The organism is Amycolatopsis sp. NPDC051373 (assembly GCF_040689465.1).
In the GTDB taxonomy this organism is placed as follows: domain Bacteria; phylum Actinomycetota; class Actinomycetes; order Mycobacteriales; family Pseudonocardiaceae; genus Amycolatopsis.
In genome coordinates, this window is the sequence record NZ_JBFBAE010000012.1 from 19,000 (window position 1) to 39,295 (window position 20,296).

General features: G+C 68.3%; 25 protein-coding genes and 1 pseudogene. 15 read left to right on the forward strand and 11 right to left on the reverse strand.

The annotated features are described in order from the left end of the window. Positions 1–10 precede the first annotated feature (10 nt). Positions 11–439 (forward strand): VOC family protein, encoded by a 429-nt coding sequence (locus AB0383_RS22820; protein WP_366188459.1) that lies wholly within the window; start codon positions 11–13, stop codon positions 437–439. Between the two features lie 81 nt (positions 440–520). On the opposite strand, the gene AB0383_RS22825 is transcribed toward AB0383_RS22820, so the two are convergent. After that, on the reverse strand, positions 521–865 hold the full coding sequence (locus AB0383_RS22825; protein ID WP_364190013.1) for a helix-turn-helix domain-containing protein: 345 nt from the start codon (positions 863–865) through the stop codon (positions 521–523). Between the two features lie 116 nt (positions 866–981). On the opposite strand from AB0383_RS22825, the gene AB0383_RS22830 reads away from it, so the two are divergent. From AB0383_RS22830 to AB0383_RS22840, 3 genes are all read left to right on the forward strand, one after another. Next, positions 982–1,884 carry an LLM class flavin-dependent oxidoreductase gene (locus tag AB0383_RS22830; protein ID WP_366188460.1) on the forward strand — a complete coding sequence of 301 codons (903 nt, stop codon included), beginning with the start codon at positions 982–984 and terminating at the stop codon, positions 1,882–1,884. After that, positions 1,881–3,179, forward strand: a complete 1,299-nt coding sequence (locus AB0383_RS22835; RefSeq protein WP_366188461.1) for an FAD-dependent oxidoreductase — start codon at positions 1,881–1,883, stop codon at positions 3,177–3,179. The genes AB0383_RS22830 and AB0383_RS22835 overlap by 4 nt, the downstream gene beginning before the upstream one ends. Before the next feature lie 118 nt (positions 3,180–3,297). Beyond that, positions 3,298–3,462: a hypothetical protein gene (locus tag AB0383_RS22840; RefSeq protein WP_364190022.1), complete on the forward strand. Its 165-nt coding sequence runs from the start codon at positions 3,298–3,300 to the stop codon at positions 3,460–3,462. Positions 3,463–3,999: 537 nt separating this feature from the next. On the opposite strand, the gene AB0383_RS22845 is transcribed toward AB0383_RS22840, so the two are convergent. Then, positions 4,000–5,019: a DUF3558 family protein gene (locus AB0383_RS22845; RefSeq protein ID WP_366188462.1), complete on the reverse strand. Its 1,020-nt coding sequence runs from the start codon at positions 5,017–5,019 to the stop codon at positions 4,000–4,002. Here AB0383_RS22845 and AB0383_RS22850 point away from each other — a divergent pair. Continuing rightward, positions 5,000–5,293: a hypothetical protein gene (locus AB0383_RS22850; protein WP_366188463.1), complete on the forward strand. Its 294-nt coding sequence runs from the start codon at positions 5,000–5,002 to the stop codon at positions 5,291–5,293. The two genes, AB0383_RS22845 and AB0383_RS22850, sit on opposite strands and share 20 nt — an antisense overlap. After that, positions 5,283–5,930 (forward strand): hypothetical protein, encoded by a 648-nt coding sequence (locus AB0383_RS22855; RefSeq protein WP_366188464.1) that lies wholly within the window; start codon positions 5,283–5,285, stop codon positions 5,928–5,930. The genes AB0383_RS22850 and AB0383_RS22855 overlap by 11 nt, the downstream gene beginning before the upstream one ends. Positions 5,931–6,595: 665 nt before the next feature. Here the strand turns inward: AB0383_RS22855 and AB0383_RS22860 are convergent. The 4 genes from AB0383_RS22860 to AB0383_RS22875 all read right to left on the reverse strand — a co-directional run bounded on the left by AB0383_RS22860 (position 6,596) and on the right by AB0383_RS22875 (position 10,690). Beyond that, entirely contained in the window at positions 6,596–6,952 is a 357-nt protein-coding gene (locus tag AB0383_RS22860; RefSeq protein ID WP_366188465.1) for a hypothetical protein, read from the reverse strand. After that, on the reverse strand, positions 6,916–7,326 hold the full coding sequence (locus tag AB0383_RS22865; protein ID WP_366188466.1) for a helix-turn-helix domain-containing protein: 411 nt from the start codon (positions 7,324–7,326) through the stop codon (positions 6,916–6,918). The genes AB0383_RS22860 and AB0383_RS22865 overlap by 37 nt, the downstream gene beginning before the upstream one ends. Before the next feature lie 87 nt (positions 7,327–7,413). Beyond that, positions 7,414–9,915, reverse strand: a complete 2,502-nt coding sequence (locus tag AB0383_RS22870; protein WP_366188467.1) for an alkaline phosphatase D family protein — start codon at positions 9,913–9,915, stop codon at positions 7,414–7,416. 166 nt (positions 9,916–10,081) lie between these two features. Continuing rightward, the gene (locus tag AB0383_RS22875) at positions 10,082–10,690 is read right to left on the reverse strand and encodes a hypothetical protein (protein ID WP_366188468.1); all 609 of its coding nucleotides are present in this window, start codon (positions 10,688–10,690) and stop codon (positions 10,082–10,084) included. Positions 10,691–10,695: 5 nt separating this feature from the next. On the opposite strand from AB0383_RS22875, the gene AB0383_RS22880 reads away from it, so the two are divergent. The 4 genes from AB0383_RS22880 to AB0383_RS22895 all read left to right on the forward strand — a co-directional run bounded on the left by AB0383_RS22880 (position 10,696) and on the right by AB0383_RS22895 (position 13,275). Further along, a complete protein-coding gene (locus AB0383_RS22880; RefSeq protein ID WP_366188469.1) occupies positions 10,696–11,151 on the forward strand; it encodes a GntR family transcriptional regulator in 456 nt (151 codons plus the stop codon). A 360-nt stretch (positions 11,152–11,511) separates the two neighbouring features. Continuing rightward, positions 11,512–12,213, forward strand: a complete 702-nt coding sequence (locus AB0383_RS22885; RefSeq protein ID WP_364185094.1) for an alpha/beta hydrolase — start codon at positions 11,512–11,514, stop codon at positions 12,211–12,213. Continuing rightward, positions 12,203–12,895 (forward strand): alpha/beta hydrolase, encoded by a 693-nt coding sequence (locus AB0383_RS22890; protein WP_366188470.1) that lies wholly within the window; start codon positions 12,203–12,205, stop codon positions 12,893–12,895. The genes AB0383_RS22885 and AB0383_RS22890 overlap by 11 nt, the downstream gene beginning before the upstream one ends. Positions 12,896–13,095: 200 nt before the next feature. Further along, entirely contained in the window at positions 13,096–13,275 is a 180-nt protein-coding gene (locus AB0383_RS22895; RefSeq protein ID WP_366188471.1) for a hypothetical protein, read from the forward strand. 363 nt (positions 13,276–13,638) lie between these two features. Here the strand turns inward: AB0383_RS22895 and AB0383_RS22900 are convergent, their stop codons facing one another. Beyond that, on the reverse strand, positions 13,639–13,944 hold the full coding sequence (locus tag AB0383_RS22900) for a DUF2188 domain-containing protein (RefSeq protein WP_366188472.1): 306 nt from the start codon (positions 13,942–13,944) through the stop codon (positions 13,639–13,641). A 141-nt stretch (positions 13,945–14,085) separates the two neighbouring features. Between AB0383_RS22900 and AB0383_RS22905 the strand changes: the two genes are divergently transcribed. Continuing rightward, a complete protein-coding gene (locus AB0383_RS22905) occupies positions 14,086–14,226 on the forward strand; it encodes a hypothetical protein (protein WP_364185086.1) in 141 nt (46 codons plus the stop codon). 550 nt (positions 14,227–14,776) lie between these two features. On the opposite strand, the gene AB0383_RS22910 is transcribed toward AB0383_RS22905, so the two are convergent. After that, on the reverse strand, positions 14,777–15,544 hold the full coding sequence (locus AB0383_RS22910; protein ID WP_366188473.1) for a DinB family protein: 768 nt from the start codon (positions 15,542–15,544) through the stop codon (positions 14,777–14,779). Between the two features lie 381 nt (positions 15,545–15,925). Between AB0383_RS22910 and AB0383_RS22915 the strand changes: the two genes are divergently transcribed. Beyond that, the gene (locus AB0383_RS22915) at positions 15,926–16,663 is read left to right on the forward strand and encodes a class I SAM-dependent methyltransferase (RefSeq protein ID WP_364185082.1); all 738 of its coding nucleotides are present in this window, start codon (positions 15,926–15,928) and stop codon (positions 16,661–16,663) included. A gap of 222 nt (positions 16,664–16,885) precedes the next feature. Here the strand turns inward: AB0383_RS22915 and AB0383_RS22920 are convergent, their stop codons facing one another. Further along, positions 16,886–17,218 (reverse strand): helix-turn-helix transcriptional regulator, encoded by a 333-nt coding sequence (locus AB0383_RS22920; protein ID WP_364185080.1) that lies wholly within the window; start codon positions 17,216–17,218, stop codon positions 16,886–16,888. After that, positions 17,215–18,291, reverse strand: a complete 1,077-nt coding sequence (locus AB0383_RS22925; RefSeq protein WP_366188474.1) for a site-specific integrase — start codon at positions 18,289–18,291, stop codon at positions 17,215–17,217. The genes AB0383_RS22920 and AB0383_RS22925 overlap by 4 nt, the downstream gene beginning before the upstream one ends. Positions 18,292–18,611: 320 nt before the next feature. Here AB0383_RS22925 and AB0383_RS22930 point away from each other — a divergent pair. The 3 genes and pseudogenes from AB0383_RS22930 to AB0383_RS22940 all read left to right on the forward strand — a co-directional run. Beyond that, positions 18,612–18,806, forward strand: a pseudogene (locus AB0383_RS22930) (hypothetical protein); the annotation flags it as partial. 148 nt (positions 18,807–18,954) lie between these two features. Continuing rightward, positions 18,955–19,134, forward strand: coding sequence for a hypothetical protein (locus AB0383_RS22935; RefSeq protein WP_364185118.1), 180 nt, complete (start codon positions 18,955–18,957; stop codon positions 19,132–19,134). Between the two features lie 54 nt (positions 19,135–19,188). Then, a complete protein-coding gene (locus AB0383_RS22940) occupies positions 19,189–19,371 on the forward strand; it encodes a hypothetical protein (protein ID WP_364185076.1) in 183 nt (60 codons plus the stop codon). A gap of 210 nt (positions 19,372–19,581) precedes the next feature. On the opposite strand, the gene AB0383_RS22945 is transcribed toward AB0383_RS22940, so the two are convergent. After that, complete coding sequence (locus tag AB0383_RS22945) at positions 19,582–20,118, reverse strand: hypothetical protein (protein WP_364185074.1); 537 nt, start codon at positions 20,116–20,118, stop codon at positions 19,582–19,584. Between the last annotated feature and the right edge of the window lie 178 nt (positions 20,119–20,296).

Genomic DNA, 20,296 nt, shown 5'->3' on the forward strand with positions numbered 1-20,296 from the left:
AAATCCCCCGATGAACTGGGCTCTCGAAGTCCTCACCCTCTCGGTCAGCGACGTCGACAAGGCGCTCGAGTTCTACACGGACCGCGTCGGTTTCACCCTCGACGTCGACTACCACCCCCGCGACGGCTTCCGCGTCGTCCAGCTCACCCCGCCCGGCTCGGCCTGCTCGATCCAGCTCGGCACCGGTCTCACCGACGCCGGCCCCGGCTCGGCGCGCGCCACCTACCTCGCCGTCACCGACGCCGAGACCGCCCACCGCGAACTGACCTCCCGCGGCGTCGCCCCCGGCCCGCTCCGCCACAAGAAGAACGCCGACACCTGGCAGGGCGACTGGGAACCGGGTCTCGCGCAGGATCGCCGTGACTACGCGAGCGCGTTCGACTTCGCCGACCCGGACGGCAATACGTGGGTCGTGCAGGAGATCGGGTACCAACCGTAGCGGAGATGCCTCTGAGTCCCCTGTCACTGACTGGCTCCCTGGCCGAGCGATCAACTGGCGCCAGACGGTTCGCTGCCGTCGTCAGCTCTGAGCACCTTGCCGCCCGGGATCGACGCGCCAGCGTTGCTGCCACTGGATCAGCGGCATGAGTCCGACCAGTAGCTCCCGGCCGGATTCGGTGAGAGTGTAACGAATCTCGACCGGCGTGGTCGGGATCACGGTCCGCTCGACGAGGTTCTCGCTCTCCAGTTCCTTGAGACGCACGGCCAGCAGCCGGGTGGAGATGCCGTCGACGGCGTGGTGCACCTCGCCGAACCTCTGCGCCCCGCGGGCGAGGGCCAAAAGGATCGCGGCGCTCCACTTGCGACCGACGAGCTCGATGCTGCCCTGGAACTCTCGGCACGACTCGTCGTCGATCGTACCCACGTCTCGGAACGTGGCCGGTTTGCTGATCACTTACTAATAGTAACTCACTTACCTTGTGTTTGCGGAGCGTGGTGCCCGGGCGGATTGTGGGCTTCGGCTCACGAAGGAGAAGCACCATGATCGAAACGAACACCGGGCGGACCGTGACGTTCGGAGTGAACGTCGATCCCGTTGTCGTGCCCGCGGGCGAGCTCGTCGCCCTCGCGCGGGCGGCCGAGGACAGCGGGTTCGACCTGATCGGCATCCAGGACCACCCGTACCAGGCGCAGTTCTACGACACCTGGACGCTCATCGCTTATCTCGCCGCGAACACCCGATCGATCACGTACACACCGAATGTCGCCAACCTCGGGCTCCGCCCGCCGACGATGCTCGCGAAATCCGCTGCCACGCTGTCGCGGCTGCTCGGTGGTCGCGTCGTCCTCGGGGTCGGTGCCGGCGCGTCGGGCGGGCCGATCCCGGCGATGGGTGGTGTCGACCGGTCCGGGCGGGCGATGATCGAGTACGCGGAGCAGTCGATCGAGCTGATGCGCACGGCGTTGCGCGGCGACATCGTGAAGCTGCACACCGGCCAACTCGATGTGCGCGGGTACCGCGGCGGCCCCGCCGAGCCCGTTCCACTGTGGGTGGGCGGCCGGATGCCGAAGATGCTCGGGGTCATCGGCCGCGCCGCCGACGGGTGGCTGGCGCCGGGCAGTTCCTACCTCAAGCCGGCGATGGTGCCGCGCCTGAGCGCTGCGATCGACGACGCCGCCGCGGCGGTCGGCCGGGAGCCGGCGAGCATCCGCCGGATCTACAACGTGCAGGGTGTCGTCGGCGCGCCGGGAGCGGCGGACCTGGCCGGGCCGGTCGACGCCTGGGTCGAGTGGATCGTCGACTGGGTTGACCGCCTCGGTTTCGACGGGTTCGTGTTCTGGCCGATGACCGATCCGGCCGGTCAGACTGCGGTGTTCGGCAATGAAGTCATCCCGCGGGTCCGCGAGGCACTCGCAGCACGGACCACGGTGGCGCCCCGATGAAGATCACGGTGCCGCCGGCGCTGGCCGACCGGGTGGTCCGACCGGGTAGCCCCGAGTACCGGCTGCTGCGCTCGACCTACACCAGGGTCCACTCGCCCGCCGCGGTCATCCTGCCGCGCTCGCCCGAAGAAGTCCGCGCCGCGCTCGAGATGGTGCACGACACGGGCCTGCCGCTCGCGGTCCGCAGCGGTGGCCACTCGATGTCCGGGCGTTCGTCCAACGACGGCGGCATCGTGATCGACCTCTCCGGACTGCACCGCGTGGACGTCGTCGACCGGGGACGCCGTCTGGTGCGGATCGAAGCCGGTGCCCGGTGGGGCCGCGTCGCCAGAACGCTCGCCGAGCACGGGCTCGCGCTCAGCTCGGGTGACCACGGCAACGTCGGGGTCGGCGGACTGGCCACCGCGGGCGGGATCGGCTGGCTGGTGCGCAAGTACGGGCTGACCATCGACCGGCTGCGGGCCGCCGAGGTCGTGCTGGCCGACGGGACGATCACCACGGTCGACGCAGACCGCGACCCCGAGCTGTTCTGGGGCCTTCGCGGCGGCGGCGGCACGCTCGCGATCGTCACCGCGTTCGTGTTCGAGGCGGTGAAGATCACCCGGGTCGCCGTGGCCCAGCTGCAGGTCGAGGTCAGCAACGCCCGCAGCTCGCTGGTCGCGTGGGACGAGTACTTGCGCACCGCTCCCCGCGAGCTCACCGCAACGATGACCCTCTTCGGCGGCCGCAAGGGAACGGCCACCGCCCAGCTCACCGCCGTGTACGCGGGCGACGATCCCTCGACAGCGTCACGGGTCTTCCGGCCACTCGGCGACCTCGGCCCCGTGCGCGACAGCGCTGCCCAGCTGATGCCCTACCGCGCGCTGGTGCCGGTCGCACACGAACACCCCAACGTGGGGCAGCAGGATTCGTTCGTCCGCAACGGATTCGTCGACAAACTGGACGACGAGGTCCAGCGCCGGGTCTTCGGCCTGACGGGTGCACCCGAGGTGCTGGTCCAGATCCGCGCCCTCGGTGGCGCGATCGGCGACGTCGACGAGGACGCCACCGCCTTCGCCCACCGCCACCAGTCCGCGATGATCGTCGGCACCGTCTGGGGCGCCGGCAACATCGTGACGCTTGACGAGTCGATCACACCACTGGCCCGCCACTTCACCGGCGCCTACGTCAACTTCGACGCCGACGGCGACCGCGCGATCGCCGACCTCGCGTTTCCACTCCCGACGCGTCAACGCCTCGCACGCCTTAAACACCGCGTCGACCCGAACGGTCTGTTCCCGGCTTACTCGGTGTAAAAAGCTGTTACTCGACGCAACACGCGCCATCCCCGTTTGGCGTGCCGGGCTTCTCGTTTGAGGTGCTGGTAAAAGGGGATCACTCGCCGCGGCTCTCGAGCCCGGCGACGCGGTCTGCGTGCTGGGCCTCGGCGGCGTCAGCCTGGCCGCGGTGCTCGGAGCGGTCGTCGACCGTGCGGGCGTGATCGTCGCGATCGACCCGGTGCCGGAGAAGCGCCAACTCGCACTGGAGCTCGGCGCGACCCACGCCTGCGCGAACTGTTTCCGCAGCAGAGATCTGTAACGCATGCCGTGTCCGCGCCAATGTCACGTTCTCAGGGGTGCGCAACGGTCTGGACCAGGCGGATCGACTACGGGCGGATCCGCGGCCACCCGACCGCCCACCGGCAGGCCAAAGGCCGTGCCGGTGGGCGGCCACCCATGGTGGACCCGGAGATCCACAAGCAGCGTCATGCCGTGGAACGCGGAATCAACCAGCTCAAGCGCGACCGCGCCGTGGCCACGAGGTACGACAAGCTCGCGGTTCGCTACGAGGCCAATACCCGGATCGCACAGCTAACGCCCGCCCGCACCGGCACCCGTGCCGCCGCGCAACCGCCGAGTCCACCCGTCCAGGGGTGGGTCAAAATCGACTGTCCGACTGGCCGTCCTGGACTCCGCGCTGGCGCTGCCCGCAGGCCTCACCTGGGCCAACTCGGACCGTCCGGACTGGGCCAGGAACCGCTGCCCAAACACTCGTCCTGTGGATGTCGATGATGACCGTCTTCAGGTCGCGCGAGTCATTGCACAGGCGTTGCCGGCGTACCGTGGCGGGATCCGCTCAGAGGCCGTCGATGGCGGTGCGGACCAGGACGGCCAGCTTGTCCTGTGCCGCCTTAGGACCGGTGTACATCACAGCGACGGTGGCTTCGCTGGTGTGCTTGGCGGCCCCGAGGATGGAGCCCTGCCCCTGGCCGGTGTACACAGCGGCGTCTCCGACACCGCTGACAGGCTTGGCACCTGGCAGGTTCTGCCACGCGGCAATGACCTGTTCCGGAGTCACGGAAGGGTCAGTGGGACTGATCGCCAGGGCACCGAGCGACGAGTCGGTTGCCGCGTTGTGGTATTCGCACATGTAGGTCGTCAGGCCGTTGCTCGCCTTCTGCGGTGCCTTTGCGTTGCTGGTCACCTTGTCGATCGAGTACGCCTGGGCGACTGCGTCAGCACTGAGCAACGTGCAGGGGTCGCTCGGTGATCCGGCGGCCGCGTCGGCCTGCGCCGCCTGGCTCGCTGGAGAGGTCGCGGCCGTTGTGGCCGTTGAGTCGGCGGAAGAGGCCGCGCTCGATGTGTCCGACGATGAGCAGCCGGCGAGAAGTAATGCGCCGGCTGTGAAGGCCACAATGGAGGATGCGGCTACGAAGCTCTTTCTGTCAGAGCGGTTCAGTTTCACGAGCGGGCACAGTACATTCACTGCCAGTGCCGCGTTCCTGGCTCGTCGCCGGTGGCCGCAGGGAACCCCTGCGGCCAGCTCAGCCCATCCGGGTCTGCCCGCCCGCGACGAAGCAGAACCGACGTTGCTTGATGACCTGCAGAAACGTTCCGAGGACTGCACCACGGCCGGCAAGCTCGCCATCGACGTCACCCATCTGCAGGCCCCGACCGACGTGAACCTGGCACTCACCGCCAAGCGCGCAGGGCGACCTGGCCGACTCCCCGGTGATCGACTACGCCGTGAAGCAGGCCGGCGGGCAGGGAAGCCGCCGACCACGCCGCCCGACGGCGAACGGAAACCTGCGTGAGGCCCATCCGCGTCCCGTCGAGGCCAACGTTGCGGGCGCGGCATGGCCTGGTACTGCGGCATAAGTTGGTCATTTACTTACATATTAGAACAGCGCATCCGGCAGCTACGACATGGGCTTCCGCGACTCAACCCCAGCATCAACCGCTTCACCACCCGCGACTCCTACAACGGCGCCCTCGCCGACCTCAACCTCGGCACCGACCCCTGGACCGCCAACCGCTACGCCTTCACCGGCGGCAACCCCATCAGCCGCATCGAACTCGACGGCCACGAACCCATGCTCCCCACCTGCGCGAAAAGACCCGAACCTCGACACCACCAAGGTGCTCGATGAAAACGGCTACTGGAAGCGCTCGGAAGACATCAACGCCATGGGCGCGGCCGCGCTCAAGGACAACCATGGGAGCCGCCCAACTTACGGAGATCTGCTCGACTTCGGCAAATGGCTCGGCGGAATTGCTTACAAACTCTCTCCGGCTTCCGACGTTGAAAACTGTGCCGACAACGGCAGCGCCCTGCCTTGCACATCCGCTGCAATGGGCATTTTCGGCGGCATCTTCGGTAAGCTCGGCGGAAAGATCCTCGGCAAGCTTGGCAAATTGGAGTCACTGGGCGCAAAGGTTGCAAAAGCTGGGCCCCTAGCGTTCAAAGACTCGTTTGCGGGCGACAACCTTATCCGTGATGTCTATGTCAGCGGTGTGCAGATTCGTGTTGAGAGTGGTCATGGGTACCGCTCGGATCATGCGGCGACATCGGCGGACATAACCTCCGTTCTGGATAGAGATGTCGTGGACTCTGCAGTGGCCAGAGACCTCGCTGCGCGGGTCGGCGCCGGAACCCAGGTCGCAACCGGAGGTAAGGCAGGGGCCTCTACCTTCCAGATTGCGCTCAACGGCTACAATGTCGGGTATCGCGCCGTATACATTCCACAGTTGCAACGCTATGATATTCCCACCTACTGGATTCCTTAAAGGATCTGACCCGATGTGGAACGACACCATCGAACTTGCCCGAGAGTATTCACGGCAGGCTGAACACGTAGACCCCTCTGAGGCCTGGACGCCGCAGGAGTGGGGCCGCGCTGCCGATGCGCTTCTATGCTTGTGCAGGCTGAAACCTCCGCATACCGCCTAGGCGAGGTATTGCGATACGACGTCGGGCTCAGCCTCCCAGTGGCTGTGGTCAAGGCGACATATGAAAGACTCTTCGCGATCGGGGTCAACGATGTGCGCTCCCGGCTTTGCTATGCCCGGTACCTCTTTATGCATGGTCCCGATTGGGACCAAGAGGCCGGGGAAATCCTCCGCCAGGTCGAGGAGCCGGCGCGACTAGCTGGTATCTGGGATGCCGACTTTGTGGGGCATCATCCAGTCTTCTATGAAGGCCCGCCCAGGTAGGGGGTTGTTCTGGAAGCCTGCCTGCGCGGAGCGATGGCCATGGCGGTGCGAACGTCGGCGTCGTGCCGGGCCGCCATCCACTGTTCCGCGCGGTGCGCCCTGGTGGGAGCTGGTCGTAGCAGAGCGTGGTCGTGGCCCAGTCGCGTCGGGACTTGTGCAGTCACGGTCCGCTATCTCCCAGCGCCGTCCCGAGGCGGCACGGGCGCGGGCAGCGTCACGGCGGCCCGGGCAGACCCTGCCTAGTCCGGTCGAACGGCGGGTATGCGTCGGTGGGTTCGCGCCTTCATGAACGCCTGCCTCACTGATTGGCACGACCAGGACCGGCGGCCGTGACGACGGCTACAGAGGCACGTGTTCGCGGATCTTGCCGCTACGTGGGGGCGGTGGTCGCCGAGCGCGATGCCCAGTGTCGGGAGCCGTTTGGCGATCTGCAGCTCGGTGAGCGGCTTGGCGACCGGGACGTCGGCGTAGCCGCGGTCATCGGTATCCCACTTCGCCAGGTCCGCCTCGACGCCGCGGATGCGGGCGACGACGCCGTCGACGACGTAGACGATCGCCTTCAGCCGCGGCCAGCGGGCCGCGGCGATCGGGACCACTTGCGGTCCGCCTCCAGCTGCACCTTCTCGCCGGCGCCGGTCTCGCCGTAGCGGCGGCTGGTGTCGGCGTCGATCTTGTGGGTGCGGGTGTTGCGGTAGACGATCAGCGCGCAGTCGCCGCCGTCCTTGTAGGCGTGCAGTTGCCGGTAGAGGGTGGTGCGCCCGACGCGGAAGGTCTCGGCGATCTCGGCGACGGTGTGCTCGCCCGTGTCATACATCCGCTGCGCCTGATCCAGCTGCCGCTGCGTCAGCGCCGGGGGCCGGCCACCGACGCGGCCACGGGCCCGGGCGGCGGCCAGGCCGTCCATCGTGCCCTCGACGATCATCTCCCGCCCGAAGATCCGGTGGAGCGCGACCTGTTCGGCCGCCCCCATCGTTTCGTCAGGACCGCGCCGGCGGCCATTCGTCCACAAAGGAGGGTGGGACGCCGGGCTTCCGGTGCCCCACCCTCAACCGCCCGATCAGAGTCCGGCAAGCACCGCGAACGGATCGGCCACCCCACCGTTGTCGACGGCGGCGATGCGGCGGCCCAGCGTGAAGGTGGCGCCCGGGGCGAGGGTGATCTGCCGCTGGGTCATGGCCCAGATGCCGCACGCGTAGACGGTGAAGCCGAGCTCGTCGTAGAGCAGGCCGTAGGTCTGGCGGTCGGAACCGGTCATGCCGAGCCAGGGGGACGTGGGAGTGAAGTCGGCAGGCGCGGAGGCGGTGATGGTGCCGTGACCGGCGATGCCGCTGCGCTGGCCGGTGCCGTCATGGTCGAGGACGTCGCCGAGCCAGACGGTGCGGGCCACGTCGCCGGTGTTGGTGAACACCGTCTCCGCGCGCACCCACGGCTCGCCCGTGCGCACGCCGAACGTGGTCACCACGCCGATGCCGGCCACCGCGGTGCTGACGCCGGTGACCCGGATCTCGGTCGGCGAGATCAGGTCGACGGCGGTGGCCCGCACGGTCAGCTGCTGCCACGCATTGCCGCCGCGAGGCTGCGACGCCGAGGCGTAGGGCAGGTTCATCCAGTCCAGCTGATCGAGGTGGCCGACGGCGGCGAGGTCGAGCGGTTTGCCGAGCGTCACACCGGGCAGTTGCGGGTCGGTGGTGCCGGCGGAGATCGCCAGGGCGAGCAGGTCGTTGGCCAGCACGAAGTCCGACGCGGTGGCCTGCGACTGCGGACCCGGCACCGTGCGGCCCTTCGCCGCTGTGGCCACCGACCTGGTGAGGTGGAAGTCCACTGTGGCCCCACCCATCGCGCCGATCGCCGCCGGTGCTGAGGCCAGGTCGTAGCCGACGCCGTTGACGCGCAAAGTGTAGGTGCCCGGCGGGGCGAAGGCGACGTACTGGCCGGCGGGGTCGGTCGTGACGGCGACGAGCCGCGAGCCGTCCTCCCGGTGCACGGCGACCTCGACGTTGCCCAGCGGCTTGCCGTTGGCGCGGTCGGTGACCACACCGGCCAGGCCGTCGCCGTCATCGACCCGGTACGCACCCGGCACGCCGTCGCGCACTTCGTAGGCCGCGATGGTGTATGCGGGCGATGCCGCGTCGCTCGCGTTGAGCACGATCCGCAGGTCGCTGCGCCACGTCTCACGCGTGACCTCGCAGCGCACGTAGCCGCGGTAGGTGCCGTTGTAGAACTTGACGTGCGGGTTCGCCGGCAAGCCGAGGCGGACGTCGGCGTCCCAGCCCGCGCCCGACGAGATGGACGAGCCCACGAACTCCGTGGCGATGGTGCGCGACTGCGGGTCGTCGAAGTCGGTCTTGAGGTCGTTGACCCAGTGCGTGTGCCAGTCGCCGCTCAGCACGACCGGGTTGGCGGGGCGCTCGCGGGCGATGAAGTCGAGGATGCGCGCACGGGCCGGCGGGTAGCCGTCCCACTGGTCCAGGTTGACGATCTTGCCCGGGCCGAGGTCGTAGTCGAACTGCGCCATGATGGTCTGCTGCGCGATCACGTTCCACGTGGCCTTCGACGCGGCGAGCCCCTCGAGCAGCCAGCGCTCCTGCTCGGGCCCGGTGAGCGTGCGCGCCGGGTCGAAGACCTCGCCGGTCGGTTCCTTGCGGCCGTCACCCAGCGCCTGGTCGGAGCGGTACTGGCGGGTGTCGAGGATCCTGAACTCGGCGAGTCGGCCGAAGCTCATCCTCCGGTACATCAGGGCGTCCGGACCGTGGGCGTGCTGTTCGGGACGCATCGGCAGGTGCTCGTAGTACGCCTGGTAACCGTTGGCGCGGCGCTCCAGGAACGGCCGCCCGTCGCCGACGCCGCCCGCGACGTCGCCGGCGTAGTTGTTCTGCACCTCGTGGTCGTCCCAGGTGAGGAAGAACGGGAACCGGGCGTGTGCCGCACGCAGGTCCGGCGAGGTCTTGTACAGCGCGTGCAGCCGGCGGAACTCGTCGAGGCCGCCCTTGGTGGTCTCGTAGATATAGTCGCCGAGGTGCACGACGAAGTCGAGGTCCTGCGCGGCCAGGTCCCGGTAGGCCGGGTACGGCCCGCCCACCCACGATTGGCACGAAACGAAAGCGAATCGCATCATGTCCGGCTTCGCACCGGGCGCCGGCAGCGTGCGCGTGCGGCCGGTGCGGCTGCGGACGCCGTCGGCGGTGAAGCGGTACCAGTACCACTGCTCCGGCGCGAGGTCCGTGGCCAGCACGTGCACGGTGTGCGCCGACTCGGGCACCGCGGTGACCTCCCCGCGCCCGATCACGTGACGGAAACCTTCGTCGCGCGCCAGCTCCCACGTCACCCGCACCGGCTCGGCCGGCATCCCGCCGGTCGCCGCGTCGAGCGGATCCGGCGCGAGCCGCGTCCACAGCACCACGCTGGTGTGGTCGGGCTCACCGGAGGCCACGCCCAGGGTGAAGGGCGCGGGGTCGAGCTCAGCCGCTTCCGCGAGCTGCCCCACCCCCAGCGCCACGGCGCCGACCGTGCCACCGGCCAGTGTCAGGAACCGCCGCCGATCCAGGGAAAACGTCGCCATCTGTCCGTCCCGTCCGTTCTCTCGTCGAACCTGGGCGAGCGTGCAGGACACGGGTGCCGGGCTCGTGGCAATGGGGTGAACGGATTCGGTACACCGGACGTCCGGTACCGGCTACGCCATGGGTCGCTGGCCCTCGAGGGGATCAGTTGGCCCGGCCGATCGAGCTTCACCCCCACAGGCCTCCGGGGGCCGGTGCGCGGTGCGGGCCAGGATGTCCAGCAGGCCGCGTTCCGGGAGGCGCTGATGGATCGCGTCTTCCAGGGCGAGCGCGGATGGGCGCCCGTCGGCGCCTTTGCGGCGGCGCAGGATCGGGCGGCCGTCCTCGAAGGGACAGGTCGGTGTTGTGCGGGAACCCGGCGTCGACCACCGCGGCGACGTCGGTCAGCGCCGCCCGGTAATGCGCGGTGAGCTGCTTCGGGTCTGAGGGGATCCCGGCCTGGCCGCAGAACTTCTCGGCCAGAGGAACGCATTCGTCCGAGGACATCAGCTGCGCGTGCAGGTTGGCGTAGGAGTCAGCGCCGACCACGGCGATGTCGCCCGAGCGCAGCTCGGAGGCGAGGTAGGAGAACACGCACACCTCCAGGTGGCGGCGCACCTTGCCGGGCCGGTCCTTCACCACCAGGACTTTGCGCCACGCCTCGGTGACGAAGTCGATGTCGATCGCCACCGTTACCGCGTCGGCCAGCAGGGCCGCAATCCCGGCGCAGGCCAACTGCGCCTGTTCTGACGGCCGGACGAGGCTGTCGCCCGCAACGCCCTGGGCACCGCACGCCACGCGGTGTGCTCCACCAGCCCCTTTTGTATTTCCCGGGGATTCTCAAGATCCGGGACGCCATCACCGCCGGCGAGCTGCAGCCAGGGGATCGCCTCCCCTCCGGCGCCGAACTGCAGGCGCGGTACGGCCTCGCGCCGATGACCGTGCAGAGCGCCATCCGGGAACTGCGCGGAGAAGGTCTGCTGGGCCGCTACACCGTGCCGAACGTCCCCGAGGGCACCTACCAGGTGTCCGCGTCCGCGCCCGGCATCTCGGCCACCGAGCCTCGGCAAGTCGGTGTCACGGGCAAGAAGTCCCACGCCGGCACGGACTTCGCGTTGCCTCGCCCGGCCGCGACCCAGCAGGTCTCGTTGACCGGGACCGGACAGGAGGTCCACGCGGACGCAGCAAGCAGGTTCACCAGCTCATCGTGCAGATCCGCGGAATGGCCACGTCGGGTGCGGTTCCCGTCTCCGCGGTGATGTGGTGGTTCGCGGCCGCGCCCGGCACGATCGGCTCACCTTCGGGGTTGGCTAGTGTCTCCCGCGACACCGACCTCCCGGGGGAGACGACGGCGATCTCCAACACCCGGCCGTGAAGATCGGTGGACTCGGTGTCGGACAGCGCTGCGCGAGACGCCCGCCAACCCCGAACTGTCCCAGCGCAGAAGAAGCTCCTCGGTAGCAGGCCCCGGAAAACGCCGTGATCTGCTGTCAGTTTCCCTGTCCGGATTTGAGTGGTTCCCGGCCGGACAGAGGCGGCACTGAACCCGCGTGGTCGGCAGTATAGAGGTGAACAGATCATCGTTTCGTCATCGTTAACGGAAATCTCAGAAAGCTGACATGGCTCTTCCTTCGCTCCTCCTCGTCCCGGGTTCCTGGCACAAATCAGGCCATATGAAACGTCTGGTGGACGAACTATCCGACGTGGACGTGCACACAGTGGATCTGACCAGCTCGGGTGATGACCCGGCCACGCTGGGAGACATGTACGAAGACGCGGCGCAGATCGCCGCCGCGGTCGCTGCCATCGACGGCCCCGTCGTGGTCTGCGCGCACTCCTACGGCGGAATTCCCGTGACTCAGGCCCTAGCGGGTGCGAGCAACGTTAAGCGCATCGTCTACCTGGCCGCGTTCCTGCTCGACGTCGGTGAGTCCATGCTGTCCAGTGTGGGGGGCACGCCCGCCCCCTGGTGGAAGATCAACAGCACGGACGGCGAGAAATACGTCGAAGCCCTCGATCCCGTGGAGATCTTCTACGGGGATGTCGACCCGGACCTCGCCCAGGAGGCGGTTTCGCAGCTCGGCTACACGTCGTATTCGGCGAATGTGCAAAAGCAGACCGAAGTGGCCTGGAAGACCATCCCCAGCACTTACGTCATCTGCGAGGCCGACAACGCGTTCCCGCCCTTTGCCCAGGACCTGTTCGCCCAGCGCGCAGGAAGGATCCACCGCATGAACACCTCCCATTCGCCATTCCTCTCACAGCCAGCTGCTCTGGCGCAGATCCTCAGAGACGAGCTCGCCTCCGCCGATGTCCGCTGATCCGGCCCTGGTACTTGTGCACGGCGCTTGGCACGGCTCGTGGTGCTGGGAGGCCCTGCTGCCCGAGCTGGCCGGCGTCGACGTCCAGACCGTGGAATTGCCCAGCGTGGCGGCTCCGCCGGCAGGGTTGTACGCCGACGCCGAGGTCCTGCGAGCGGCGGTGGCGGCTAAACCCGGACCGGTTGTGGTGTGCGCGCATTCCTACGGCGGGGCGGTGGCTTCGCAAGCGTTGGCCGGGCTGCCGAACGTCACGCATGTCGTGTACCTGTGCGCGTTCGCCCTCGGCCGGGGCGAGTCGGTGCTCGGCGCGGGCAAACCTCCGTGGTCTCGCATGCGGGACGACGGCTTCATCGAAGTCCGCACCCCGGAGAACGTGTTCTTCAACGACCTGCCCGAGGAAGCCGCGCGCTCGGCAGCCTCCCACCTGCGACTGCAGCACTCCTCCGCCTTCACTGAGCAACAGACCGAGGCGGCGTGGGAAAATCTACCCACGACGTACGTGGTGTGCACCCAGGACCAGGCCATCCCACCCCAGGCGCAGCGCCAGATGGCCGCCCACATCGGCGGCAAGGTCCTCGAGATCGACACGTCGCACTCGCCGTTCCTGTCCCAGCCACACGTGGTCGCCACCATCCTCCGCGAAACACCGGCCACCAACTTTGAGACAGCACCAGCGCCCTAAAGGCCCCGCTTCTTGCTTATTCCCAGCGCCGTGCCGATCTCCCCGCCGGATCAGCCTGATCTACACGCACGGGGCTGATACCCCTCTGACGCTGCGTACGTAACTCTTCCGTAGTTCTTCCGAAGCGAACCCCGAAGTCGCCAGCCACTCTGAATGGGTACGAAACACCCGCGCACGAGGAAGGAAAAACGACGAACACCTTGAGTGAACTCGGCGCGCTGCACCTGACCCGCCCAGGTACCGCCGCCGGACCGGACAGCTCGGCCGCCTGGCACGAGCGCCGCGCGCTCGTGCTGGACGCCCTGGCCGCCGAAGGCAGCACGCTGGCAGCTGCCTCCGCCGCGGCGGCACACCGCAAGGCAACCGAACTTGGGAAGTAGCCGGCTGAAACCGGACGTAGCCATGGGCGGCGGCCCGAGGACCGTGCGTCGCGCGGGCGGCGCGCGAGGGCGCTGCCGGTCAAGCAGCGGCCGGCAGCGCCACCTTTATAGTTCTCAGCGACGGTTGCCACGGTCGCAGCCGGGCTGGTCATCGCGGTGTTGCGCACGATGGACGGCTCCCAGATCGACATCGGCCCGATCCATATCGTCGGCGGCGCCGACATCCCCGCCCGCCGCGTAGTCCCCGAGCACGGAAGATGGCTCGGACGCGGCATCCAGCCGCGCCGGGCCACCGGTGCTCCGGGGGCGCCGATCGGCTGGCCCACTGCTCACCCACGCGTCCCAAAGGGGTTTGTCCTCCCCTCAAGACGTCCGGCGAGGGGCGCAACGGTCTTTGCTCCGCCGGCGGGGGAACGCCGACGGGGGAACGCCGACGGGCGTGTCAGCGGGGATGTTGCGGGGGTCGCGGCTGCGCGGATAGGTGTGGCGCTCGCCGATCGTGCCGTCCATGTTGCGGATGAAGTGCTCCACGCCGCGTTCGACCGCCATCTCCCGGCCCTTGGCCACGGCCTCTTCTTTCTGATCGTGCGTGTGTGAGGCCTGCTGGTTGCCCTCGACCTTGGTCTTCCACTGGCCGGCCTCGTAGTAGCTCTCGACGTCGCCCTTCACGTGCCTTCTTCCCTGCCGGAGCGTGCACTCGCGCACACCCTCGGCGTTCGAATACCCGGGCCCCCGCCACAGGGAACGTCGGTTTTGAGCAACCACCCGGCGGGGTAAATTCGGATGCCCCGAGGAACGCGTGGCGGCGGAGTGAGGGGAGGAGACGAAGTAGATCTCGCCGACCTCGAAAAGGAGCACTACCTCGACGTCGACAACCCCGAAGACTACTTTCCGGTTGACGAGGATTTCGCTTACGAGAGCTGGCGCGACGACCGACTAGCCGAATTGTAAACAGACAAATCGCTAGTCCGGAGAAGCACCCCTCCGGTGCCGGCGAGCCCGGTGACCCGGGGTCTGGGAACCCCCGGACTCGCAGGGCGCGACGCTACGCGAGCGCGGCGCCCCCGGGGCGAGCACCCAAAAGGCTCTTCCCCGGTCCTCGCACGCACGCGACGTCGCCTCGTTCACCGCCGCCGAGGCCGACCAGCTCCGCCGCGCCAAGGGCTCGAAACGCTCCAGCGCGAAGATGGCGCGGCTGGCGGGCCGGTTCTTCGAGGGCACCGACGCCAACCGGATCCCCCGCGACCTGGCGGTGCGGATCTTCGAGCAGATCCACGCCTTCTCCGGTTATGGTTTCCCCGGTCTGCCATGGGTTCAGGAATTCCGAAGGGTCTGCTTGGGGAACACGAGTGCCGACCGCCGGGTTCGTGAAGTCTGGCAGCCGGGTTCGCGGGCGAGCCGAGTGCCTGCGGCTGCAGGTGTCGCGCTGCCGCGATTCCTCGCCGGTGCGCAGCTGCGGGAGCTGCCCACGCGTCGCCACTTGCCCGGAATCGCCCGGCGACTACTGCGGTTCAGCCACGCCTGCCTCGAGCACCGCGAGGTCGCGCACCGCGTAACGGTGGTGCTCGGCTTCTTCCTTCAGCACTACCTTGAGGCAGCGGCGCACGACGTACTCCTGCTCGGGATACGGGTCTGCCGGTTTGCGGCCGCACACCCGGTCGAGCTCGGCCGTAGTGAGCCCGTCGACGACCCGCCGCATCGCGGCCATGCGGGCGAGACGCGGCGCGAGCACCTCGTCGAGCGTCGGGGTGGCTTCGAGGGTGAGGCCGAGCTTCGCCGCCTCATCGGGCGGCGTCCCTCCGGCGGGGAAGCCCTGCGGGTGGTAGGGCGCTTCCTCCTCGAGCACGGCGTTGCCGAGCCAGGCATCGCAGGCGAACAGCAGATGCCGTTGTGTTTCGACAAACGACCACTCGCCGTCGACCTGCTCGTGCAGTTTGGCCGCGGGCAACAGCCTCGCCCGGTTGAGCGTCGCGCTCCACAGGGTCTCGATGGCGTCCCAAGCAGCCCGGTAGTCCTCGGGAGAAGCCGCATTCCGCGCCAGCGCCCGCGCGGGGTGCCGGCGGTCGAGCTCGGCCTCGACGTAGGCGGTCACGTCGACGTCGTTGACGACGAGGCGCTCGAAGTAGCCACCAAGGTAGACGTCGCTGCCGTAGCAGTCGACGATCTTCAGACCGTTCACCTCGCAATCGCGGATCTCGAGGCCGGCGAGGTCGCACAGGTGGATACGGGCACCGCGGAATTGGTCGCTCTCGGCGTATTCGGAAGCCATCGAAGCAGTCTCGCTGACTCGTCCGCACGCGCCACGTTCGGAAGCGGCCTGGCCGTCGACTCGATACGCGGCGCCGGACGGCACAGCACGACGAGGTCTTGGGCCAGAAGTGACAGTTCGGGATCCCCTGGTTGACCGGCCCGCCGACGGTCTTCGGGTGACGGAGCTCAGCGACAAAGACCGCTTGTCCGTCCTGAACGCCTTCTACGCGTTAGTAGTCACCCGTTCCGGTTCGTCACATCCTATTGGGCAATCCAACCGCACTCGTCGACCGCGTCTCCCACTTCTTGTACTGCCGCTCGGTCCTCCGTCGCCGTGCCCCTTACTGGGGCGCCGAAAATGGGGTGAGGTGCCCCGGTCGCGGGCGTAGCGTCGGCGACCATGATCGGTGAGGTGAACACCGGAGATGACCCGGCGGACGGCTGGTTCCCCGAGAGCGTGGCCGCGGGCTACGACGGCCCGGGCGGCGCAAACTTACCCGAGCTGGTGACGCCTGTGGTGGACGTCCTTGGGGATCTGGCCGACGGTCCGGTACTCGAGTTCGCCGTTGGGACCGGTCGGATCGCCGTGCCGTTGACCGCTCGCGGCGTGCCGGTGAGCGGCATCGAATTGAGCCGGGCGATGGCGGCGCGGCTCGGGAGTAAGCCGGGTGGCGCCGCGGTCGAGGTCACGATTGGTGATATGACGACGACGCGGGTCGCCGGCCGGTTCTCGATGGTCTATCTGGTGTACAACACGATCAGCAACGTGACCACGCAGGATGGGCAGGTCGACGTCTTCCGCAATGCGGCCGCGCACCTGCGGCCCGGAGGGTTGTTCCTTGTCGAAGTAGGCCTGCCGGACCTGCGCCGCCTGCCACCCGGACAGGGCATCGTCCCGTTCGCGGTGGCCCGTGATCGCCGTCGTAGGCGGTTGGACCGTGCTCGGACACCCGGAAAAGGCAGTACTGGCCGTCAGCGGGTCGCGGCTCGTCCGTCGCTTCGGTGTACGTGCCCGATGCTCGGGATTGCGCGGCGCCGGTGCGAGACGAGGCAGGCTTGCTGCGCCGACGGGCTGGAACGATGTTCGTCAGGAACAGCTGGGGCTGGCGCAACTCGCCGATTCGATGCATCTCAGTGATGCGGTGCTCACCGGTCGCGTGTGCCAGGAACCGGGCATTTTCCCAGCACAGACGGCAATGCCCTCGGCGTAGGGACGCTGTCCGCGCACACGTCCGGCACGTGCCGGGCGGCCAGGCGCGGTCGTGGGCGTAGCAGCCGGTGCACCGCTGCCGCGCGAACATCAGGCCCCAGCCCAGACAACCTTCGCAGGTATCGGCAGCCCGTGCGGTCGACCAGGACTTCATGCCGGCGGCAGCGATCGCCCGTCACGCCGCCGCGGCGTCACCTTCGGCCGCGTCACGTCGGTGTCGCCTGTCGCCGCCAAGCGCCCGGTGTCGCGCGTGGGCATCGGGAAGACTTCCGGCTCCGGGGTCATGATCTCTTCAAGGCCACAGTCGAGCACAGCGCACAGGGCGTCGAGGTCGGAACCCTTGAAGCTGGCGGGGTTTCCCGACCAGAGCCCAGACATCTTGCCCACCGAGAACACGACACCGCGTTCGGCCAGCATCCGCTGCAGCTCGCTGGCTTTCCAGATGCCGCGCTGAGCGGCAGCCAAGCGCAGGTTCCACTTCATGGCAGGAGTCCTTCCAGACGACCCGCGGCCCGCTGCTGGCCTGCGAGCAGCGCTTCCTCGATCCGGGTGCGGTGAATGTGCACGTACTTCATCGTCGTGGCCACCCACGCGTGCCCGAGAATCTCCTGGATCGACAGCAGATCGGCCCCGGCCAAGTAGAGCTCGCTGGCGCAGAAGTGCCGCAGTACGTGCGGTGACAACCGCCCGACCCAATTGGGCAGGTGCATGGCCGTCACCGCCGCAAGACCAGTCCGCAGCGCATTACACCCAACGCGGCAGGACGACCCGTCGCGGTTGCGCCGCTCGGACAGGAACAGAGGTACTCCAGGCCGGGTGTGGTCGTCGCCGAAGTGGCCCCACACGTCCTCGACGAACCACCGCAGCAACCGATCAGCGCCGTTGATCAACGGCACCATGCGCTCCTGAGGCCCGCTGCCGCGGCTTCCTTTGCCGACGCGGACGTGTAGCTTCCCGAATCGTCCGAAGTCCCACTTCACGTCGTCCAGATCCAGGCACCTGGCCTCGTTGATCCGCAGCCCCACCAGCGACGACAGCTTCGCCACCGTGTAGTTGCGGGCCGTCGGCGCGAACTTGCGGCACGTGACCAGCTCGTCGCGCCACCCGGCGAACAACACGTCGAGCTCCGCCGCGGTCGGAGGAATCCGCAGCCCCGCGGTCTTGTCGCCGCGCGGCCGGTTCATCTCATCGATCGGGCACTCGACCACACGGCCGGTCAACTCGTGGAGCTCGACCTTGTGTCGCAGCTCCAGGAACGCGAAGTACGTCGTCAGTGACTGCGCGCGAGCATGCCGAGTCCCGCGAGCGGCCTGCCGCATCGCCACCCCGAAGTAGCGGTCCGCATCCGCTGGCTGCATCTCCCACAACGGCCGCTCGAACCAGCCTCGCACGTGCTCCAGATTCGACACGTCGTGTCGGATCGTGCTGTCGGCCAACCCGGCCGACGCGCGCGCCAGCACGAACCCCGTCATGACATCGGTCTCGAAACCTGCGAGCTGCTCCGCATCGACCACCGGGCGCCGATCGCGCAAGTCCTGCACTACCGCGAGCGCCAACCCCACCACCCCTACTTCACGAGCGCTGTTGATCTATCGGAATCTACGTAAGAGTTTCAGAAATACTGAAATCTTGTCATCGTGAGGTGGATCACCCACAAGCCCAGCGAACGCGCTGGGCCTGCATACCGTCGCCCCGCGCTTCCGCCCTGACGAACCCATGAACCCGGGCGGTGTCGCACAAGGCCCACTCCATGAGCTTCGCGCTGCTGGTCTACGCCTCGGCGTGGTTCAAGCGCTACTACCCCGCCGCGTCCCCGCAGTCGCTCGTCGCCGGCGCCGATGCCCGCCGACATGGCGTCGTCACGCACAACCCCGACATGAACCTCTCGCTGCCGCACGCCACCGTCGAACGGGACCCCGACTCCGCTGGCGGGGTGGCGATCCGCCTCGGCCTGGCCAGCATCCGCCAGGTCGGGCAGGACGTCGCGGAACGGATCGTCGACGAGCGCGACGCCGGCGGTCCGTACGCCTCGATCGGGCAGCTGACCCGAACGCCTCAGCTCGACCGGCCTGTCGTCGAAGCCCTCGCCACCGCCGGCGTGTTCAGCGACCTCGGCCCGGACCGCCGCGCCGCGCTGTGGGCCGCCGGGGCCGCCGCCGCGACCCGCCGAGCACCTGCCCGGCCTCGCGCTCGGCCACGACGCACCCGCCCTGCCCGGGATGAGCGCCTTCGAACTCGCCACGGCCGACCTGTGGGTTACCGGCATCACCCCCGACCGCCACCCCATCGAATTCCCGCGCGCCCACCTCAACCAGCTCGGCGCCATCCCCGCCGGCCGGCTCCTCGACGTCTCGGACGGAACCCGGGTCAAGGTCGGCGGCGCCGTCACCCACCAGTAGCCCCCGGCCACGGCGGGCGGGATCACCTTCCTCAACCTCGAGGACGAGACCGGCATGGCCAACATGATCGTGTCGATCGGGCTCTTTCACCGGAGTAAGCGGCTGCTGCAGAACTACAGCGCGTTCGTGGTCCGTGGGATCGCGCAAGTCGGGCAGGGCACGGTCTCGCTCGTCGCCGACCAGTTCACACCCCTGGACCTCAAAGCCCTGGCGTCGAAATCGCGGGATTTCCGGTAGAGGCCCCGTCGGCCTGGTTCAGGCCCCCGCGCTGGCGCGGTGGTCTCGTGCACCCCACCCTGGTGCCTGGACGGTGCCGCCGGCCCTGTCTCCGGCGGCCCGGTGCGGGGTTCGGCTCGGGTTGGGGCCGCGTGTACGCCGCGCTCGCACGACGGCTAACCCGTTTCCGGTATCCGGAAATCCCCGGGTCGTTCCGGCTAGTTGATCAGATCACTCGGATGAGCTGTCTTTTCCGGTCGCTCGGCGCTCGTCTTCGTGCCGCTGGTTCCAGGCTGCGACCTTCCGTTCCCGACGGCTGTCGAAGTGCGCGTCGCGCCGGGTCTGCCAGGGAGACATGGCCAGCCGGCGGGTGACGAGGAGCCGGTGCGGCGTGAAGTCCGGGTCTGTTTCCTTGGCCACTTCGAAGCCGGCCGCCGTCAGGATCGTGTACATCGAGTCCTGCATCGTCTCGAAGATGGCGTTGTTCAGCCGATTGAACGCGGCCGCCTCCGGCCCCTCCCAGAACGGGTCGTCGCCCCAGGCGTCCTGCGTAGCGTCGGTCAGGATGGTGTGCGTGTTCCAGTCAACCGTGACGCGGTTGTCCGATTCTTCGATCAAGACCTCCGCGCCCGCGGTGAACTCCACCAGTTGCCCCGGGGTGACCGGAAGTCCGGCGGCCACCAGCTCAGACTTGACCATCTCGGCGAGGCTCCTCAGCGAAAGGCGACTCAGGTAGTCGTCGTCATCGGGACCTTGGGGCAGGTTCACGGCTATCAGGTTCACGGCTGCTACATCGCCGCAGCTCGCTGTGGTGCAACACCAAGGGCGCCGGTGATCAGCTGTCGCTCGGGTCGGTTGGGGCCAGGGCGCCGCACTCGACCATGCCCTGCAGCGTTTCGGGCGGTAGCAGTGACCGGCGTGGCCGACCGTGTTCCGGGGCGAACGG

Coding starts and splice junctions, on each gene's coding strand:
- AB0383_RS22935 (WP_364185118.1), top strand. CDS start 18,955: ATGAGCGCCTTCGAACTCGCCACGGCCGACCTGTGGGTTACCGGCATC.
- AB0383_RS22850 (WP_366188463.1), top strand. CDS start 5,000: ATGGCCTGGTACTGCGGCATAAGTTGGTCATTTACTTACATATTAGAA.
- AB0383_RS22870 (WP_366188467.1), bottom strand. CDS start 9,915: ATGGCGACGTTTTCCCTGGATCGGCGGCGGTTCCTGACACTGGCCGGT.
- AB0383_RS22920 (WP_364185080.1), bottom strand. CDS start 17,218: ATGAAGTGGAACCTGCGCTTGGCTGCCGCTCAGCGCGGCATCTGGAAA.
- AB0383_RS22890 (WP_366188470.1), top strand. CDS start 12,203: ATGTCCGCTGATCCGGCCCTGGTACTTGTGCACGGCGCTTGGCACGGC.
- AB0383_RS22865 (WP_366188466.1), bottom strand. CDS start 7,326: ATGGGGGCGGCCGAACAGGTCGCGCTCCACCGGATCTTCGGGCGGGAG.
- AB0383_RS22845 (WP_366188462.1), bottom strand. CDS start 5,019: ATGCCGCAGTACCAGGCCATGCCGCGCCCGCAACGTTGGCCTCGACGG.
- AB0383_RS22910 (WP_366188473.1), bottom strand. CDS start 15,544: ATGGCTTCCGAATACGCCGAGAGCGACCAATTCCGCGGTGCCCGTATC.
- AB0383_RS22835 (WP_366188461.1), top strand. CDS start 1,881: ATGAAGATCACGGTGCCGCCGGCGCTGGCCGACCGGGTGGTCCGACCG.
- AB0383_RS22820 (WP_366188459.1), top strand. CDS start 11: ATGAACTGGGCTCTCGAAGTCCTCACCCTCTCGGTCAGCGACGTCGAC.
- AB0383_RS22830 (WP_366188460.1), top strand. CDS start 982: ATGATCGAAACGAACACCGGGCGGACCGTGACGTTCGGAGTGAACGTC.
- AB0383_RS22940 (WP_364185076.1), top strand. CDS start 19,189: ATGGCCAACATGATCGTGTCGATCGGGCTCTTTCACCGGAGTAAGCGG.
- AB0383_RS22915 (WP_364185082.1), top strand. CDS start 15,926: ATGATCGGTGAGGTGAACACCGGAGATGACCCGGCGGACGGCTGGTTC.
- AB0383_RS22885 (WP_364185094.1), top strand. CDS start 11,512: ATGGCTCTTCCTTCGCTCCTCCTCGTCCCGGGTTCCTGGCACAAATCA.